Origin of the sequence: Mycolicibacterium grossiae, assembly GCF_008329645.1 — a bacterium.
Taxonomy (GTDB): domain Bacteria; phylum Actinomycetota; class Actinomycetes; order Mycobacteriales; family Mycobacteriaceae; genus Mycobacterium; species Mycobacterium grossiae.
In genome coordinates this window covers 5,607,535-5,624,091 of sequence record NZ_CP043474.1, presented here as the reverse complement: position 1 = coordinate 5,624,091, position 16,557 = coordinate 5,607,535, and the positions used below count along the sequence as shown (strand labels likewise).

General features: G+C 63.9%; 17 protein-coding genes. 4 read left to right on the top strand and 13 right to left on the bottom strand.

The genetic code is table 11. The features are described 5' to 3' along the window. Window positions 1-19: 19 nt before the first annotated feature. Together FZ046_RS26900 and FZ046_RS26895 are read right to left on the bottom strand one after the other, a co-directional pair. Complete coding sequence (locus tag FZ046_RS26900; protein WP_070351817.1) at window positions 20-3,142, bottom strand: MMPL/RND family transporter; 3,123 nt, start codon at window positions 3,140-3,142, stop codon at window positions 20-22. 330 nt (window positions 3,143-3,472) lie between these two features. Continuing rightward, complete coding sequence (locus FZ046_RS26895; RefSeq protein WP_011856886.1) at window positions 3,473-4,108, bottom strand: TetR/AcrR family transcriptional regulator; 636 nt, start codon at window positions 4,106-4,108, stop codon at window positions 3,473-3,475. A gap of 104 nt (window positions 4,109-4,212) precedes the next feature. Between FZ046_RS26895 and FZ046_RS26890 the strand changes: the two genes are divergently transcribed. Then, a complete protein-coding gene (locus FZ046_RS26890; RefSeq protein ID WP_011856885.1) occupies window positions 4,213-5,082 on the top strand; it encodes a metal-dependent hydrolase in 870 nt (289 codons plus the stop codon). A gap of 133 nt (window positions 5,083-5,215) precedes the next feature. On the opposite strand, the gene FZ046_RS26885 is transcribed toward FZ046_RS26890, so the two are convergent. From FZ046_RS26885 to FZ046_RS26875, 4 genes are read right to left on the bottom strand one after another with little or no spacing between them, the layout of a single operon-like run. Then, on the bottom strand, window positions 5,216-6,106 hold the full coding sequence (locus tag FZ046_RS26885; RefSeq protein WP_011856884.1) for an alpha/beta fold hydrolase: 891 nt from the start codon (window positions 6,104-6,106) through the stop codon (window positions 5,216-5,218). A gap of 58 nt (window positions 6,107-6,164) precedes the next feature. Next, on the bottom strand, window positions 6,165-6,617 hold the full coding sequence (locus FZ046_RS26880; RefSeq protein ID WP_011856883.1) for a PaaI family thioesterase: 453 nt from the start codon (window positions 6,615-6,617) through the stop codon (window positions 6,165-6,167). Then, window positions 6,602-6,763 carry a hypothetical protein gene (locus FZ046_RS27580; RefSeq protein ID WP_156442342.1) on the bottom strand — a complete coding sequence of 54 codons (162 nt, stop codon included), beginning with the start codon at window positions 6,761-6,763 and terminating at the stop codon, window positions 6,602-6,604. The genes FZ046_RS26880 and FZ046_RS27580 overlap by 16 nt, the downstream gene beginning before the upstream one ends. Window positions 6,764-6,791: 28 nt before the next feature. Beyond that, window positions 6,792-7,988 (bottom strand): cytochrome P450, encoded by a 1,197-nt coding sequence (locus FZ046_RS26875; RefSeq protein ID WP_011856882.1) that lies wholly within the window; start codon window positions 7,986-7,988, stop codon window positions 6,792-6,794. Window positions 7,989-8,061: 73 nt separating this feature from the next. Here FZ046_RS26875 and FZ046_RS26870 point away from each other — a divergent pair, with 73 nt between their 5' ends. Then, entirely contained in the window at window positions 8,062-8,658 is a 597-nt protein-coding gene (locus FZ046_RS26870; protein WP_011856881.1) for a TetR/AcrR family transcriptional regulator, read from the top strand. After that, window positions 8,655-9,704, top strand: coding sequence for an LLM class flavin-dependent oxidoreductase (locus FZ046_RS26865; RefSeq protein ID WP_011856880.1), 1,050 nt, complete (start codon window positions 8,655-8,657; stop codon window positions 9,702-9,704). Before FZ046_RS26870 ends, FZ046_RS26865 begins: the two co-directional genes overlap by 4 nt. Window positions 9,705-9,752: 48 nt before the next feature. Here the strand turns inward: FZ046_RS26865 and FZ046_RS26860 are convergent, their stop codons facing one another. From FZ046_RS26860 to FZ046_RS26850, 3 genes are all read right to left on the bottom strand, one after another. Then, on the bottom strand, window positions 9,753-10,217 hold the full coding sequence (locus FZ046_RS26860; protein WP_070351816.1) for a DUF6188 family protein: 465 nt from the start codon (window positions 10,215-10,217) through the stop codon (window positions 9,753-9,755). A gap of 78 nt (window positions 10,218-10,295) precedes the next feature. Beyond that, on the bottom strand, window positions 10,296-10,967 hold the full coding sequence (locus tag FZ046_RS26855) for a TetR family transcriptional regulator (protein WP_070351815.1): 672 nt from the start codon (window positions 10,965-10,967) through the stop codon (window positions 10,296-10,298). Beyond that, complete coding sequence (locus FZ046_RS26850; RefSeq protein WP_011856877.1) at window positions 10,964-11,476, bottom strand: PaaI family thioesterase; 513 nt, start codon at window positions 11,474-11,476, stop codon at window positions 10,964-10,966. Before FZ046_RS26850 ends, FZ046_RS26855 begins: the two co-directional genes overlap by 4 nt. Window positions 11,477-11,578: 102 nt before the next feature. On the opposite strand from FZ046_RS26850, the gene FZ046_RS26845 reads away from it, so the two are divergent. Then, window positions 11,579-12,271: a TetR/AcrR family transcriptional regulator gene (locus FZ046_RS26845; protein WP_011856876.1), complete on the top strand. Its 693-nt coding sequence runs from the start codon at window positions 11,579-11,581 to the stop codon at window positions 12,269-12,271. 349 nt (window positions 12,272-12,620) lie between these two features. On the opposite strand, the gene FZ046_RS26840 is transcribed toward FZ046_RS26845, so the two are convergent. From FZ046_RS26840 to istB, 4 genes are all read right to left on the bottom strand, one after another. Further along, window positions 12,621-13,955 (bottom strand): hypothetical protein, encoded by a 1,335-nt coding sequence (locus FZ046_RS26840; RefSeq protein ID WP_011856875.1) that lies wholly within the window; start codon window positions 13,953-13,955, stop codon window positions 12,621-12,623. Between the two features lie 128 nt (window positions 13,956-14,083). After that, window positions 14,084-14,416 (bottom strand): helix-turn-helix domain-containing protein, encoded by a 333-nt coding sequence (locus FZ046_RS26835; protein WP_024449211.1) that lies wholly within the window; start codon window positions 14,414-14,416, stop codon window positions 14,084-14,086. Further along, window positions 14,406-15,533, bottom strand: coding sequence for a tyrosine-type recombinase/integrase (locus FZ046_RS26830; protein ID WP_070351814.1), 1,128 nt, complete (start codon window positions 15,531-15,533; stop codon window positions 14,406-14,408). Before FZ046_RS26830 ends, FZ046_RS26835 begins: the two co-directional genes overlap by 11 nt. Before the next feature lie 222 nt (window positions 15,534-15,755). Further along, window positions 15,756-16,556 (bottom strand): IS21-like element helper ATPase IstB, encoded by an 801-nt coding sequence (istB, locus tag FZ046_RS26825; protein WP_070351813.1) that lies wholly within the window; start codon window positions 16,554-16,556, stop codon window positions 15,756-15,758. Window position 16,557 lies beyond the last annotated feature (1 nt).

Below are 16,557 nucleotides of genomic sequence, written 5' to 3'. Positions count from 1 at the left end.
GTATTGCTCTGTTCGCTTTTCACCTCTCCTGGACCAGCACGTGAGGTGCGTCCTTAATGCCTCCTGGGTTGGTCTGACCGGGTCGCGGGTTTGTTGCTTTGGTGGGCCACCAGCTGGCTTCGCGTAGGAGTGTGGCGATGGCGGGCACGGTGAGGGTGCGCACGAGGAAGGTGTCGAGCAGCAGCCCGAAGCCGATGATGAGGCCGGCTTGGATCATGATGGCGACTGAGCCGACCATGAGGCCGAACATGCTGGCGGCGAATATGAGGCCAGCGGAGGTGATGACGGCTCCGGTGTTTGCCACGGTGCGCAGGACGCCGACGCGGATGTTGGTTCCGGATTCTTCGCGGAGCCGTGAGACGAGCAGCATGTTGTAGTCGGCGCCGACGGCGACGAGGATGATGAACGCCAGCAGCGGTACGGGCCAGGCGATTTCGTGGCCCAGTCCCCATTGGAAGACTACGACGCCGATGCCGAGTGATGCGAGGTAGTTGAGCACGACGGTGCCTAGTAGGTAGAGCGGTGCTAGGAGTGCGCGCAGTAGTAGGACCAGGATGACGCCGACGATGATGATGGTGGCGATGGCTAGTTGTGCGAAGTCGGCCCAGAGGAGTCGTTGGATATCGGAGTTGACGGCGGGGAAGCCGGCTACGGACACGGTGGCGTCGGCGAGTGACGTGTTGGGTCGTGCGGTGTTGGCGGTGTCGGTGATGCGGCTGGCGAGGTCCATGGCTTCAACGCTGTATGGGTCGTGGCTGCTTTCGATCATGAACCGCGCTGTTTTGCCGTCCGGTGAGAGGAATTGTTCGGCGACGTCGGTGAATTGCCGGTTCTCGAATGCGTTGGCGGGCAGGTAGAAACCGCTCGAGGAGTCGGAGTCGGCCGCTGCGCGCGAGGAGTTCTGTAGTTGGGTGGCGATCTGGCTCATGCCGGACAGCATTTCGATGTTGCTGTCGGCGAGGGTGCGGACGCCGGTGGCGAGTGCTTGGGCGCCGGAGGTCAGCTGTCCGATTCCGTCCCGCAATCGGCGGAGATTTGTGGTCAGGTCGGCGGGGTCACCCAGGGCTCCGAATGCCTTGTCCAGTGAGGCGACTGCGTTCTGGACGTTGGCGAGGGTGCCACCAACGGTGGCATTGGTGGCGGGATCGTAGCGGTCCCCGAGGTCGGCGATTTGGTTGAAGAATCCGTTGTCGCGCAGAGTGACCAGGATCTGGACCTGGTTGCGGATTTGGGCGCATTGTGGGGTGGTGGCGCACCAGGGTGAGGTGTTGAGGGCGCCGACGAGTGGGTCGAGTTGAGTGATTGCGTTTTGGGCTTGGTTGGCCAGCGGTCGTAGTCCTGGGCCGGATTGGATGGCTTGGTCGACGGCGGGGGCAGTGGCGGAAAGTTGTTGCAGCAGCGGCCGGAATTGGTTGACCTGAGTTCCTGCGGATTGGGCTTGGGTGAGGATTCCGGCTAGTGGTGTGAAGGCGGTGCGCACGGTGCTGTCGAGTTGGGCGAGGCCGTCGGCGAGCTGGTCGGCGCCGTCGGTGAGTTTGGTGAGGTCGTCTTTGCGGGAGTTGCCCTCGGCGACGGCGCCGGCCATTTTGTCGCCGATCTGGCCGTTCTGCCAGGCCAGTTCTGCTTGGTCGAGGCGCTCTCCGGTGGGGCGGGTGACTCCGGAAACCTTGGTGACGCCGGGGATCTGGGAGACGCGGGAGGCCATCTCGTCAAGATCGGCCAGTCCTTTGCCGGTCCGCATGTCGGTCGGATTTTCCACGACGAGGAATTCGCTGATGACGACGTCTTTGCGGAAGTGGCGGTCCAGCAGGTGGTAGCCCAGGTTGCTGGCCGTGGTGTCTGGTTGGCCCTTGCGGTCGTCGTAGCTGATTTTGATGGTTGCTGCCGCTGCCGACAGGGCGAGCAAGATGACCAGGCTGACGATGAGTAGTGGCACGGGACGGCGGACCACGGCGACGGCGACGCTGTTCCAGTAGCGGCGGGTGCGATCGGGTTTGGGTTCACCGATGCCGCGTTTGGCGGCTAGCGACAGCACCGGTGGCAGCAGGGTTACGGTGGCCAGAAATCCGAACAGTACGGCGATGGCACACGCGGGGCCAAGGGCGGCGAAGACGCTGAGCCGCGCGAAGACCATGGCCAGGAACGCGAGTGCGACGGTGGCGGCGGAGGCGAGGATGACGCGCCCGATGCTGGCGGTGGCGTGGATGACGGCCTGATCGGCGGGTACTTGGGCGCGGCGCTGTTCGTGGTATCGGCTGATCAGAAATACGGTGTAGTCGGTTCCCGCGCCGAGCAGGATCGCAGTCATGAAGGCGACGGTGAACTGGGAGACGGGCATGCCCATCTCGCCGAGGGCGGACAGCACGCCGCGCCCGACTGCCAGGCTCAACCCGATTACTAGCAGCGGTAACAGCGCGGTGAACACCGACCGGTAGACGATCAGCAGGATCAGGGCGATCACGCCCGCGGTAGCGATTGAGATCAGCAGCAGGTCGTGCTCGGCGGATGCGATCATGTCGCTGAAGGTTGCCGGTGGTCCCGTCACTTGCACAGTCGTGGTCGAGCCGGTGAAGACCTCGGCGGCGATGTTGCGCACCGCGTTTACCGATTCGGCGGCCGTGGGGTCTCCGAGGGTGCCGGTGACACCTACGGGCAGGTACCAAGCTTTGCGGTCGGCGCTGACTGCCTGGGCTTCGGTAATCGGATCGGACAGTAGGTCCTGCACCAGCAGGACGTGGTTGCCTTCGCCCTGCAACCGGCGCACGAGTTCGCCGTAGCGCTGCCGTGCAGTCGGAGTCAAGCCATTGGGGTCTTCCATGGCGACGAACACCATGGTTTTTGAGCCTTCTTCGCCGAAAGCGGCGCTCATGCGGTCAACCGTCTGCAAGGACGGCGCATCGCGAGGGATGAGGTCCACCGACTGTTGGCGCACCACGGTTTCTAGCTGGGGGAACAGCAACGCGAGGACGACCGCGGCGCCTAGCCATACCCCGATGACCAGCGCTTTGTGGCGGAGGGTGAATCGGGCTAGCGCTGCCAACCGTTCGCTGTACTCGCGGGTTTCGGCCGGGTTGGGGGATCCGTTGTCCCGCTGGCCACGGCGCGTGGCCTGGCCTGGGGAATCTGCAGTGCCGTCGGTCACTGGGCCTCCACTAGTAGCGAATCGTAGCGATACTATCGGTATCGCTACGCTACCGCATGTAGTGCAAGTGGTGGCGGGGCCGTCGTCGCCAGGCCGCGCAAAGCGCGCGGCTGGCGAAGGGGCCGGCGACCGCTATCGAGTCGGGACCGGGCCGACGGTCGCAGTGGGCAGAGGAATGATCGAACACTCAGTGGGTTTCTGGAAGCCAGGGCTGACGCTGTAAGTCGACGACACTGGCCTTGGATGCCGTTCAGGGTCTTGCTGTTGCTGTTCTCGGACGTTGGTCGTCGGGCGCACGCACGGCCACATCGCGTAGCGGGGCCGCTAGCTCTAGGTTTGCGCTTCGGTTGTGGCCGACTGGCCCGTGTTCTGCAGCAGCACGTAATTGCCTAGGCTGCCCAGGAAACCTGCGCAGTGCTGAACGAGTTCATCTGTGGTGAATTCCAGTTCTCCGTCGAGTCGGCGGCGCAAGACTTCGAATAGCCCTCCCACGCCCAAGGTCGAAGCCAAATGGGCAACCCCCACGGCAGAGTCGGCGATGTCGAGGTGAAGTCTGGCTTCGCGCAAGACAAGGTCGGTGAAACCTGCCATTAGTTCGCTGCGTAGCTCTCGGAGCAGCGGCTCGGTTGCAGATTCCACGAACAGGATCCGACCCAGCCGCGGGTCGTTGTCGATCATGCCGACCAGCCTGCGGATTGGCGCGTACGCCAATACCTCCGGTGGCTCGCCGGCATCGGGGATCGCGTCGACTATCACCTCCTGGAAGGTGGCATAGAGCTGCTGGTAGACAGCCCGCAGGAGTGCGTCTCGGTCGGAGAAGTGCTGGTAGAAGTACCGTGACGTGACACCCGATTCAGCGCAGACGGCAGTCACAGTGGCGGCGGCAACGCCGCGCGTGCCGATCAACTCCGTTGCGGCCTCGATGAGACGGGTGCGCCGGTTCCGGTGACGCTCCTCGGCGGACATTCCGCTATACACCCGCGCCGAAACCACGTGGATAGCTTGCCATCTAATTCTGACAAGGCTTAGAGTCAGATTGACAGCGCGTCCTTGGCGAATGGGAGAACAACATGAGCGACGATTCGTCCACACGGCCCACCGCACGGGTCGTCCCGAAGCCCCGCCGTGTTCGATTCGATATGCCTGCTGGGACCAGTCGGCAGCACTTCGTTGATGGCGACTTGGTGATGAGCCACTTTGTGTCCACCTTGTCGGCCACGTTCCCCGAAGGCGAAGACTTCTTTATCCGGTCAGTCCGCGAGTACCGGGACCACATCAGCGACGCTGACCTCAAGGAGGCGGTCAAGGGGTTTATCGCACAAGAGGCCACCCACCGACACCAGCATCGGCTGCTCAACGATCGGCTTCAAGCAATGGGCTATCCCACCGAGGGGATCGATCGGCATGTCAAGAAGCTGGTTGGCCGACTTGAGAAGCGTTTTTCTCCCAAGATGCGCCTGGCTGTGACGGCCGCCCTCGAGCACTACACGGCGACATTCGCCGAGATCATTCTCACCAGCGACGAAGCTCAAGAACTGATCGGCGACACCGAAGTGCGGCCTATTCTGCTCTGGCACGCACTGGAAGAATGCGAGCATAAGGCCGTTGCTTTCGATGTCTACGAGACGGTCGGTGGAAGCGAACGCACCAGGGTCTGGGGGATGCGGATCGCCAGCCTCCTCTTGTTCAGCGAGTTGGTCATCCAGACCACCCGCTCTCTGGCTGGTGACCGTTCCGCCTACAACCCGGTGCGCTTGCTGCGCAGCCTTCGAGCCTTCCGTCATAACCCGCTATTCAGCCCAGCAGCAATTGCGCGCTTTCGCTCCTACACCCGCGCCGGATTTCATCCCGACGACTGGGACAGCGCAGAAATCCTCGAACGCTGGACCAAGGAACTCTTCGACGCCGATGGTGGCCAGCAAGTGCGTAGTGGCGTCTAGCTCGACCAGAGCCCGGCACAGTTCAAAGTCGGCCTTAACCGAAGAACACTTCATGGGCTCCGCTTCGCGCGCTGTGAAGTCAAGATCGGTTCTGACTACTGGCCGATCGATGGTGCTCGACCAACGTCGCGACCTACAGGAGGTTCCGGCCGAGGAACTCGGTGACGGCGCAGCCGAAGGCGTCGTTGTCGTCGCCGGCGATCATGTGTCCGGTGCCGGATACGTCGACGGTCTCGGCGTGGGGAACCAGTTGCTTGAACTCGTCGACGGTGGCTTGGGAGACCACGTCGGACAAGAGGCCCCTTACGAGAAGTGTTGGGGCATTGACCCGTCGGGCTCCGTCGATCAGCAGGTGGCTGATTGCGTCGAATTGCTCCGTTCCCGTGGTCGATTCGTCGCGGAGAAAGTCGAAGTTGGAGTGAATGAATGCCGGGTCCCACCGCCAGATCCAGCGGCCGTCGTGACGCTGCCGTAGCACCTTGCGCAGGCCGTCGACGTTGGCCGGGCGCGAGCGATGGGGGTTGTACGCGGCGATCACCTCTGCGGCGTCAGAGAGGGTGCTAAAGCCATCGGGATGTGCGGCCATGAACGTCACCACGCGACGGGCGCCCTGGAATTCAAGTCGCGGGGTGACGTCGACCAGGACGACCGCCGCCCACGACGCCCCGGATGTCAACAGATGCGTGCCGAGCACGGTCATGCCCCCAAGGGATGCACCTACGACCGCAGGGGCGGTATAGGCGCTGAAGTGCTCGCGCACGGCGAGAAGATCGGTCGCGAGTCGCTCGATGTCGTACCTGCCGGCTGGGTCCCAGTCGCTGTCGCCGTGACCGCGGGTGTCGTAGGCGACGACTGTGTATCCGCATGCGTGGAGGCGACGCGCTGAAGTGCTCCACGCGTGCCGGTTCTGGCCGCCGCCGTGCAGGAGCAGCACGACGGGACGGGCGTCATCGTGGCCGTAGCAGTCCGCAGCCAGGGCGATCCCGTCCTGGGTTCGGACCCGATGCTGCACGGCGGAGGTCATGACACCTTCCTGGCGAGATCGTCGTCCGCCCGAAGCGTGGGCCCGGCAGCAAGCGCCTTCATAGTGCGTTGCCCGCGGCGTTCACGATCGTGACCGTGCCCTGGGCTACGCAGACGGCTTTGTCGCCGTTGCTAATGTCGATGCGCGCCACTCCACTGCGCTTGCCCAGCGACACGATGTCGGTGACGGCGACACACACACCGGTGGACACGGGTCGCAGCAGGTTTAGCTTGAATTCGGTGGTGGCGACCCATGATCCGGCCGGAATGACGGGGTAGAACACGACTCCGAGACAGTGGTCGACCATCGCCGATAGACATCCGCCGTGCAGGGTGCCGAAGGGTGTGAGCAGTTCGGCACGGGTTTCCATCTCTGCCACCAGCCGACCGGCGGCGAGTTCGGTGTGCCGAAAGCTCAGAAACCTCGACAGTCCACCTGCTGTGTTCGGCGATCTGAGCAGCTGGTCGGCGATCTGCTCATCGAAGTGCGCGAATGTCACTGCCACCACCATGCCCCTTTCTCCTGTCCGGTCATGGGTCGATCACCGTTCGAGCCCGCGAATCGTTTGAGCATGTCGCCGAATGCGCCGAGGTCGCCGTGCGCGGCGGAGTGCTCGATATCGACGGCGATGAAGAACCTGGCCGCGCGGTGATGCACACGACGCGTCGTCGAGGAGGGGCACGGGCTAGACCGGTGTGGTCCAAGTGATGGGCAGCGATGTGTAGCCGCGGATCGGTCCGGACCGCAGCCGCCGCGCCGATTCAAGATCGACCTCCCAGTCGGGCACCTTGTCCAACAGAGCATCCAGAGCGATGCGGGCCTCCATCCGCGCCAGTGCCGCGCCCAGACAGAAGTGGATGCCGCGACCGAAGGCGACCTGGTGCTCACTGGTGCGCTCGATGTCGAACACGTCAGGATCGGGGAAGGCGCGCTCGTCGCGGTTGGCCGACCCGAACAGCAGCAGCACCTTCTCACCTTGACGCATGGTCGTGTCGTGCAGTGTGACGTCGCGGGTCAGGGTTCGTGAAAGTCCCTGTGCCGGTGAGTCGTAGCGCAGCAACTCCTCAACTGCCGGCCCCAATAGTGTTCGATCGGCGGCCAGGCGTCGGCGGGTCTGCCGATGCTGGGCCAGCACGACCGCGGAGTTCCCCAGCAGATTGGTGGTGGTCTCGTAGCCCGCGACGAGCAGCAGCGCGCAGAAGCCGAGGACTTCCTCGTCGGTCAGTCTGATCCCGTCGACTGTGGCGTTCGCCAACGCCGACATCATGTCCTCGCGGGGGGTTTGGCGGCGGTCGGCGAGGAAGTCGGTGAAGTAGGCGTAGATCGAGGTGGCGGCGGTCAGTGCGTCGGTGGTTTGTCCGTGGTTGACGTCGACCTGGACCAGTTGGCTCGACCACAATCGGAACTGATCACGATCGGTGGCGGGAATGCCCAGTAGATCGGCGATCACCGCGGCGGGCAGGATCGCGGCGAAGTCGGTCACGAAGTCCGCCGAACCAGAGCCCTCGTCGAGGCGCTCGAACAACTCCGCGGCCATCTGTGTGATGGCGCCCTGCAGCCCGGCCACCCGCCGGGGAGTGAACGCCCGGCTCACCAGGGCACGCAACTGGTCGTGGCGCGGAGGGTCCATCACGATCATCATCGGCAGGAACGAGCCGATGAAGTCCGATCCCGGTGGGGTGGGGAAGATGCCGTCCACCGAGGAGTACGTGCCGTGATCCAGTGCTGCGGCCTGGACGTCGGCGTGCCGGCTCAACACCCAGGTATGGGATTCCTCGGCGCGGTACACCGGAGCCGTGTCACGCAACGACCGATACGTCGGATAGGGGTCGTTGAGAATCGAGGCGTCGAACGGGTCGTAACGAATTTGCACCGAGACCACCAAGACCTCCGACCACCAAAGTAACGACGGTTTAGACTCGCAGTCTAAACCGGCCGAACGGGACAGGGGGGCAATGCGCAAGATTCCACGTCAGATCTCTGACCGGCTTCCCGCCGCGGCGGACTTGTTCGCCGAGAAGGGGCTCAACGACTCCAAGATCGAAGACGTCGCCGCGGTGACCGGTGTGCCGAAAGCGACGCTGTACTACTACTTCGCCGGTAAAGAGGACATCCTTGCTTTCCTGCTCGAAGACCTCCTCAAGGACATCTTCGATGCTGTGACCGCGATCGTGCACACCGGCGGCACCGGTGCCGAACGCCTCGAACTCGTGATCCGCGCACAACTGCGGGCAATGGCGCAGCGGCCAGCGGTATGCCGTGCACTCATCGGCGAATTGGGACGAGCGGCCCGCATGCCGGCTATCGCCGAGATGATCAATACCGCCTACCAACAACCCGTCGAAACCCTGCTCATCGAAGGGGCCCGCGACGGATCCCTCGTCGCTCAGCCCGATGCGCGATCGACGTCGATTGCGCTGTTCGGCGCGGTCACCATCAATGCACTCATGTACCTGGTCACCGATAACCACCTCGACGAGACGGTGGTCGCCAGCACCCTCAGCGCCGTCATGTTCGACGGGCTGCGCCCGCGCACAGGAGACCAGTCATGAGCACCTACGGCCTGTCGGTTCTCGGCGCGGATCTGAAGTCACTGGCCCAGACCGCCCAGGCCGCTGATGCGGCCGGGTTCGACGCCGTATGGGCCTCGGAGTTCTATTCTCGGTCCGGATCGATCTCCATGGCCGCGATGGCCAACAGCACCCAGAACTGTCGGATCGGTTCCTCCATTCTCTACGGCGTCGGCCGAAGCCCCCTGGTGCTGGCCACCGAGGCGCGCGACCTCGACGAACTCTCCAACGGACGACTGGTACTCGGCATCGGCAACGGCACCAAACGGATGATGGGCGACTGGCACGGCGTGCCCGACACCTCCGCACCCGCCCTGCGGATGGAAGAACTCGTGATGCTGCTGCGCCGGATATGGAACCTGCATGAAGGCCCGATCCATCACGAGGGCCGTTTCTACAGAATGAATCTCACCCCGACCGGCGACGTGGGACCCTCCAGCAGGCCGATCCCGATCGTCACTGCCGGTGTCCGGCCCCGGATGTGCGAGGCGGCCGGGCGGGTGGCCGACGGCCTAGCCGGACATCCGCTGTTCACCACCACCTACGTCGAAGAGGTCGTCCGGCCCGCTATCGCCAGGGGCGCCGCGCACACCGGCCGCGACCCCAATGACGTGGAAATCATTTCCATGGTGATGTGCGCCATCCACGACGACGCCGAGGTCGCCAGGCGCGAACTGGCGCAGCAGATTGCGTTCTACTCCTCGGTCAAATCCTACGAGACGGTACTCGATGTGAACGGCTTCGCCAGCGAAGGCCGAGCCATCCGGCAAGCATTCGCCCAGCGCGATTTCCCGGCGATGTTCGCCGCTGTGTCCGAGGAGATGATCGACGCCATGGGTGTCGCCGGGACGGCGCACGAGGTCCGTGAACAATTGAGACGGTACAACGGCGTCCTCGACCACATCATGCTGTATTCACCATCGGTCGGCATCACTGCCGAACGCGTGCAACAAAACCTCGACAGCATCATCCGGGAATGCTCGCCCGCCTCGATGTCGCCAGGGCGGTCCTGTCCACGTTCAACCTGATCCACGTATTGCCGCCCAAGTCGACCCGTCGCAGTGTCCGCGGCCGGATTAGTGGGTCTGCCGCGCCGACCCCGCCGATGATTGCCTGACGCTGTTGACGATGTTGGCGTCGTCGGTGTCGGGGAGGTCATGGCGGACCACGCGTACCCGTCCTTGAGGTAGACAGGCCATGTAGCCGTGGCGCATGCCATAGAGCTCCCACGCTGTCTGTTCAGCGTCGGGATCGACATCGATGCGATGTCCGCGCGAGAAGCTCAGGTGTAGCCCTCCATCGTCGCTGGACCAGGCCTGGGTGCACAGTGCGCCGGCGAGGTTCAGCAGCGGGCGTTCGTGGGTCGCGATCCTGAGGGGGTCAATACGCACCGCCTCGATGGGGTAGGTGCCGACGGCAGGAAGCGTCAATAGTAGGGGGCAGGAGATGACGATTTCGTTGTAATCATCGAAATCCAGAACCAGGCCGCCGTGCAGCGAGAGGCGTTGTACGACAGGGTTTTCGATCCATTGGGTGTACATGGCAGTCTCTTTTCGACGCATCGTTGAGCCGTATCCCCAAAGAGTACGCAAAGTATCGCTGCGATACCAGCAGTATCGTTACCGGTAGACGGCTGGCCTAGCAGCGCTGGTCACGACGCGCCTGGTGGCTCGGTCAATGCGGTCGCGGGTGTCGGCGGCTGTCGCGCGGTGGCCGCTGAAGGCCGCGAGGTTGGCCAGCCAGATGTCGGAGATGATCCCAGCCACGTGCAGATCGGTAGGAGTGGGCTCGCCGCCCCTGAGCGTGCGGGCCAGCAGGATCTGGATCTCATCGGCCGCGCGGTCGAGTTCCGCGGCGGCGCGGGTATCTGCGACTGCGAAGGCCCGTGTCATGGCCGTCGTCAGCCATGGGTCGCGCTGCCAGCGGTCATGCAGATGTGCGGTGAGCCGTTCGAGCCGTTCCAGCGGTGTGCCCTCACCACTCGCCCAGTCCCCGGCCGAGTCGAGTCGACGGAACTCGCGCGTCAGCGCTGCCACCAGCAAGTGGGTTTTCGCCGGGAAATAGCGGTAAAGCGTGCCGACGGCGATGCCGACCCGCTCGGCAACTGTCCGCATCTGAACCGCCTCGTAACCACCCGCCGCGGCCACGACCAAAGCTGCATCAAGAATGGTCTCCCGGCGCCGTGCGGACGCGCGTGAACGCGACGCGTTAGCGGCTCGCTTCTCTGCAGCGACCGAGTTCGCTTCCGAAGGCGGGGTTTTCCCGTGGCTGCGCGCCTGAGGGACAGTCATGACGGCTCCGGGTCGAGGCCGCCGCGGCGCGAGAACTGCTCCAGAAGATCGCCGAAAGCGCTGACATCGCCGTGTGCGGCGAAGTGCTCAGGGCTGACGACAATGAACACTGCACTGGCGGTGAAGCGGGCGATCCCACCCTCACCCGTGCCTGTCGCCGTGACATGCAGCGCCCGCCCTTCACGAGAGACGATGTGGGCAGTAATCCGGTGGGTCTGATGCAGCGGCACCGGCCGCAAATATTCGACCGTCAGGGTGCGGGTCACCGCCGGGGTTCCGGCGATCCACAACGTGAAGCCCAGGACGTCATCACATGCCGCGGCCACTGCCCCGCCATGGGCCAGGCCCGGGGCCCCGATATGGCGCTCATCGAACGTCACATCGGTGTACACCGCGTCGCCGCTACGATGCACCACCAACCGCAGTCCGTGGGGGTTGTCCGGGCCGCAACCCATGCATGTCGTGGTGTGCGAGGGCAGCCGCTCGGGCGGCAACAGGCTTTCGGGCACCGTCACCCTCCAATACGATCGGTTTCGCTGCGCTACCGTTAGTACCACACTGCTAGACTGCCGTGACAGCATCGCGTGAAGATCGACCGCCGAGGTGAACGAGTGAGCGACAGTCAGGCAGTGCCCGTCCCTGACGACGACGTGGACCCTCGGCTCATCCGGTCACGCACCCGGCTGCTGGATGCTGCGGCAACGCTACTGAGCACCGGTGGGGTGGAAGCGGTCACTATCGATGCCGTCACCAAAGCATCCAAAGTGGCCCGAACCACGCTGTACCGCCACTTCCACAGTTCGTCGCATTTACTGGCAGCCACGTTCGAACGCCTACTTCCACAAGTGACCACTCCGGCACCGACCAGCGGACCCCTCCGTGAGCAGCTGATCGAATTGCTCAGCCGCCAAGCCGCCCTTTTCAACGACGCACCGCTGCATGTCACGACACTCGCGTGGCTCTCATTGGGGCCCACCGGCTCCAATGCCCAAGCGGAAGACCGCCACACATCCGGGGCGCTACGGACCCGAGTTGTCGATCAATATCGTCAACCATTTGACGCCGTACTCACCAGCCCAAAAGCTCAAGCCGAACTCAACGACTTCGACCAGGAACTGGCGCTTTGCCAACTCGTCGGACCACTCGCCTTCGCCCGAATGACCGGGCTTCGCACTATCACTCACAATGACTGCGCGAACATCGTCGATGACTTTCTCGCCGCCCACCGCAACACCGACAGCGACGCCATAAAATCGAACATCGCCACCAAGAAGACGGGCCGCCCGGCGCGCTCAGCTCGCTAGGCACAACGAAATCACAATGTCGAGCCGGCTGGTCTTCGGGCCCTTTTCGCCTCTCGCAAATCGCGTCGGTGATGGCATCGAAGGACCATTCGTCGCCATCATCGGCGAGGCCGTACGCTGGTTTCCGTTCCACAGCGAGGTGCGGAGACTCGCAGCAGGGTAGTGAGCTACCCGAAGTGCAGGTCACCCGCGGTTCGGCGTCTCAGACGCTTGAGGGCGCGCAACTGCTTGAACCCGTTTCTCGATTGCTTGACTTGTGGCGAGGAGGATTGACAAAGAACAACTTTGACGAGAGCAGGCGAATCGTGGCCTCGGCGGCATGGAGTGGTTACGACATCGCTGTTGCGAGTTAGCTCCGCCTTCGATGCGGCATTGATCTGCCGCGTTCGGTGACGTAATCGGTCCAGTCGCGGGCGGCGAGTTTGGCCCAGGCGGCTGCGTTCTTGGTGGTGATCGCGAGCAGTTCGGCCAGCACGGGTGCGGGCATGTCGCTGGCGAGCTGGAAGAGCGCGGCTTTGCGATGTTCGTAGGGTTTCACCCCGACCGCGACGAGCTGGGTGCGGATGTTCTCGGTGGACAGGTGGGTGCCGGGAAGTCGGCCGGGGAACAGCCAGCCCGTATGGGATGGGGTGTAGCGGCTTTCGCATTGCTGCTCCAGATGCTCGCGGATGAGGTCGTCGAGTAGGGGAGGCATTTGGATGGGGATGGCGGCGAAGACGACATGCACGGCGTGATCGTCGGAGATCGAGATTTGGCTTGATCGCAGGGCGACGATGCGCGAAAGAGGTTGGGCGAACAACAATGTGAGCAGTCCCGCGATGCGGGTTTTGCGGCGGATTGTGTCGTCGTGCAGCAGCCGCCCGACGGCGGCCCACCGCTGGGAATCCGAGACGGTTACCGAGGGAGGTGACCGTGGCGGATCGGTGACCCTCAGTGTGGTGTTGATGCGGGATTGGCGTAGCCAGACGAGGAAGGCGTACTCGGCAGTGAGCGGCCTCCGGTGGAGCGCCTGGTAGCGCTCCAGCATCTCCTGTGTCGCTGTCGCCGGAGTGGCGTCGTGGGTGTGCAGAAACGCCATGAACTGAATCGCCACGCGGACGCGACGACGGCAGGCATCGGTCATCGATCTCGTCAGCCGGTTCTCGTGGGAGGCCTTGCGCATCTGGCGCAGTACATGCCAATGCGCGAATCGGCGAACGATGGCGGCGTCTTCGGCCGGAAGCTCGGCTACAACGTCCTCGATCCAGGGCAGCATCCGTTCGACGCGGATGTCGATCGGGCCCAGAACGCCGACCGCGACCAGGAGGCTGCGCAAGTAATCGTGGGCTCGGTCCGAGGGAAGATCGCTGAAGGTGTCGTGGCTGATTTCACGCGTTCCGCAGGCCATGTCGCGAAGGAGCTGCGGGCCGGTACCGGGCTTCTTTCGCAGCCACCAGAGCACCGTCTGTGGGCGGTCGGCGTTGATCAGTTCGTCGAACACGGGCCGTAGTCGGTGATGAATCGTGCCGCTGATCGGGTCGGTGAGCAGCTCGGTGAGGCGCTCGCGTAGGAAGCAGCGGGCGCATCGGTAGAACCCGTAGGGGTGTTCTTCGCGGCCGCATTCGCTGCAGGTGAAGATCGATGCGACACCGGCGCAGGAGGCGCACACGATGGCATCGTCGAGCTGCCACGCCAGTGGCCGCACGGTCTCACACCGCGGGCATTTCTCGGGGTGATAGTGCCGTCTGCGACGGCATGCGACACAGATGCGACGCCCGTGCGTCAGTGGGGTTAGCCGGATGGTGCTTGCACACTCCCAGCAGGCCCGCTGAGTCACTGGTTGTCGTGGGGGCGGCGGATGGTGGCGCGGATGGGTCGCAGGTCGCCGATGCCGGGTCCGCTGTCGTTGACCGCGGGCGCCTCACGGACTTGTTCGGCGACGAGCTCGAGCAGGTCGTTGGGCGTGCACGACAAGATGTCGCAGAGGGCGGCGAGCAGGTCGAGATTGATGCGCTGCGGGGGCTTGGTCGCGATCCGGTGCACCATCTGTCGGGAGATCTCCACGCCACGCTCGTGCAGCGGTGCGACAAGGTCGGTGGTGGCGAACATTCCGTTCTGGGCCATCAGCTGACGCAGGTTCCACCGCAGCACGGTCCTAGTGCTCATCTCCGCCTTCACCTGTCGTCGTGGATGATCCGTAGAAGCGGCGCAGCGCCGCCTGCAGTGTTTTGGTCTTGAAGTCGTCGGACACCGAGGTATAGATCGCGGTGGTCGAGGCATACGAGTGCCCCACCTGTTCGGTGACGAACCGCTCCGGATAACCGAACTCGATCAGATGGGTGACATAGGAGTGCCGCAGGCAGTGCAAGGTGAGCTCGGCAGGCAGTCCCGCTTGCACCCGTGCGACGGCGAATCGCCTATCCATGGTCTTGGTCGCCACGCGCCGTCGACGCTCGGTCAGCCAGAGCTCTTGACGGTTCCCGGGGCTGAGGAGTGGGCGGCCGTGGTCGACCCATTGGCGCAGTCCGTCGATCACCCAGTCGAACTCCGGAACGGCGAGCACGGTGCGACGCCTGGGAGAGCTGCCGCGACGTGATTTGGCGTAGCGAACGTGGACGGCGCCGAACGTGCCCCAGGCCGGCATCCGCGAGTTCGGACGCAGGTCGGCGAGATCGAGATAGCACAGCTCGCGGCGGCGTAAACCGAAGGCGTAGGCCGTCTTGATCATCTGTGCGTCGCGCAGCGCCGCGAACGCGCCTTTGTTCCTGGACCGAGCGAGAACATCGACGCGATCATCGAGGAAATCGAACAATGTTTCCAGTTCGTCGTAGGTGAACGGGCGACGCGCGGGCTTGCCCTCGTAGTCGACCAGATGCGCGGCGGTGTTGTAGTCGTGACAGACCTGCGATGGGATCCGTCCGAACCTGTTCTCGCATTGCGCGATCCAACCGTAGCGGCTATCGAGTAGGTAGTCGCAGAACATCCGCAACGACATGTGATAGCCGCGAATGGTCGACGGTGCTTTGCGTTCCGGGCCCGACATCAAAGCGGCCGTGAAGTCTTCGACATCGCCGGCAGTCCAGTCCCACGGAGGCGCCCCGGCGAACTCTGCGAACCGCCGCACCAACGCCAGCCGCGGCTCGATCGTGGCCTCAGCAGCGAGTAGCCGAGACGCCTGTTGACGACCCCACCCAGACAGCATCGCTTCGAAGACTGCGCTGGCCTCGTCCAGGTGAACCACGCCCGAGGCAAGAACCAAGTGCGCCGACCCCGGAACGCTCACAAGAGAACCTCCATCTATCGTCAACTTAGAGTTGTCAATGACAACCGCAAGTTACCACACCTGCGAGCGAAATCCGTCTACCAGGAGGAACACGAAAGTGGTTCAATGAAGCGCATCCGGCGCTGGTCCCATGCGCCAGATATACGCGTCAACTTCAGGTTTGTCGCTTGCCAGGGTGATGGGACCACCTGATTGCCAGGGGGATGGGACCACCGTGGCGCGTTATCGAGGATGCTCGTCGGGTCCCTCTGGGTCAAGCTGACCGGGTCGGGTGCGTTGGCGGTAGGACGGTCCTTCGATGACCAGGGTGTGGGCCGCAGCGGTGAGTCGGTCGATGGCTGATTGGGCGAGCAGGGTGTCGGCGGTCATGGTCAGCCATTCGGCGGGTTCCCGGTTTGATGTCACGATGGTGGTCTTGGTTTGGTGGCGTTCGACGACGATTTCGTAGAAGTCGCTGGTTTCGGTGGCGTCGAGGGGTCGCAGCGCGAAGTCGTCGATGATGAGGACGTCGACGGCCGCCAGTCGGCGGATCTCGGCGTCGACGGTGTGGTCGAGTCGGGCGGCGCGTAGCCGGGTGAACAGTTTGTCGGATCGGGCGAACAGGACGGTGTGGCGGCGACGAATGGCCAAGTGCCCCAGTGCTGTTGCCAGATGTGTTTTGCCTACGCCCACGGGCCCGAGGATGATTGCGGACTGTCCGGCGTCGAGGAATCGTAGCGAGGTCAGGTCGCCGAGCAGGGTACGGTCGTAGCGCAGGTCCTGTTGTGCGGTCCAGGAGTCGAAGCGCATCGTCGGGTCGAGTCCGGCTTTGGCCGCCCGCAGGGCGGCTGATCGGGATTCGCGTCGGGATACTTCGTCGGCAAGAAGTGTTTCGAGGAATCCGATGTGGCTGAGTTTGTGCTGGCGGGCCAGTGCGGCCCGTTCGGGCAGGGTGTCGGCCAGGGCGCCGAGCTTGAGCGCTTTGAGCAGTCGGAGCAGGTCGGCGCCGACCGGGTCTGCGGCCACGCGGTTGGTAGTGGTCATA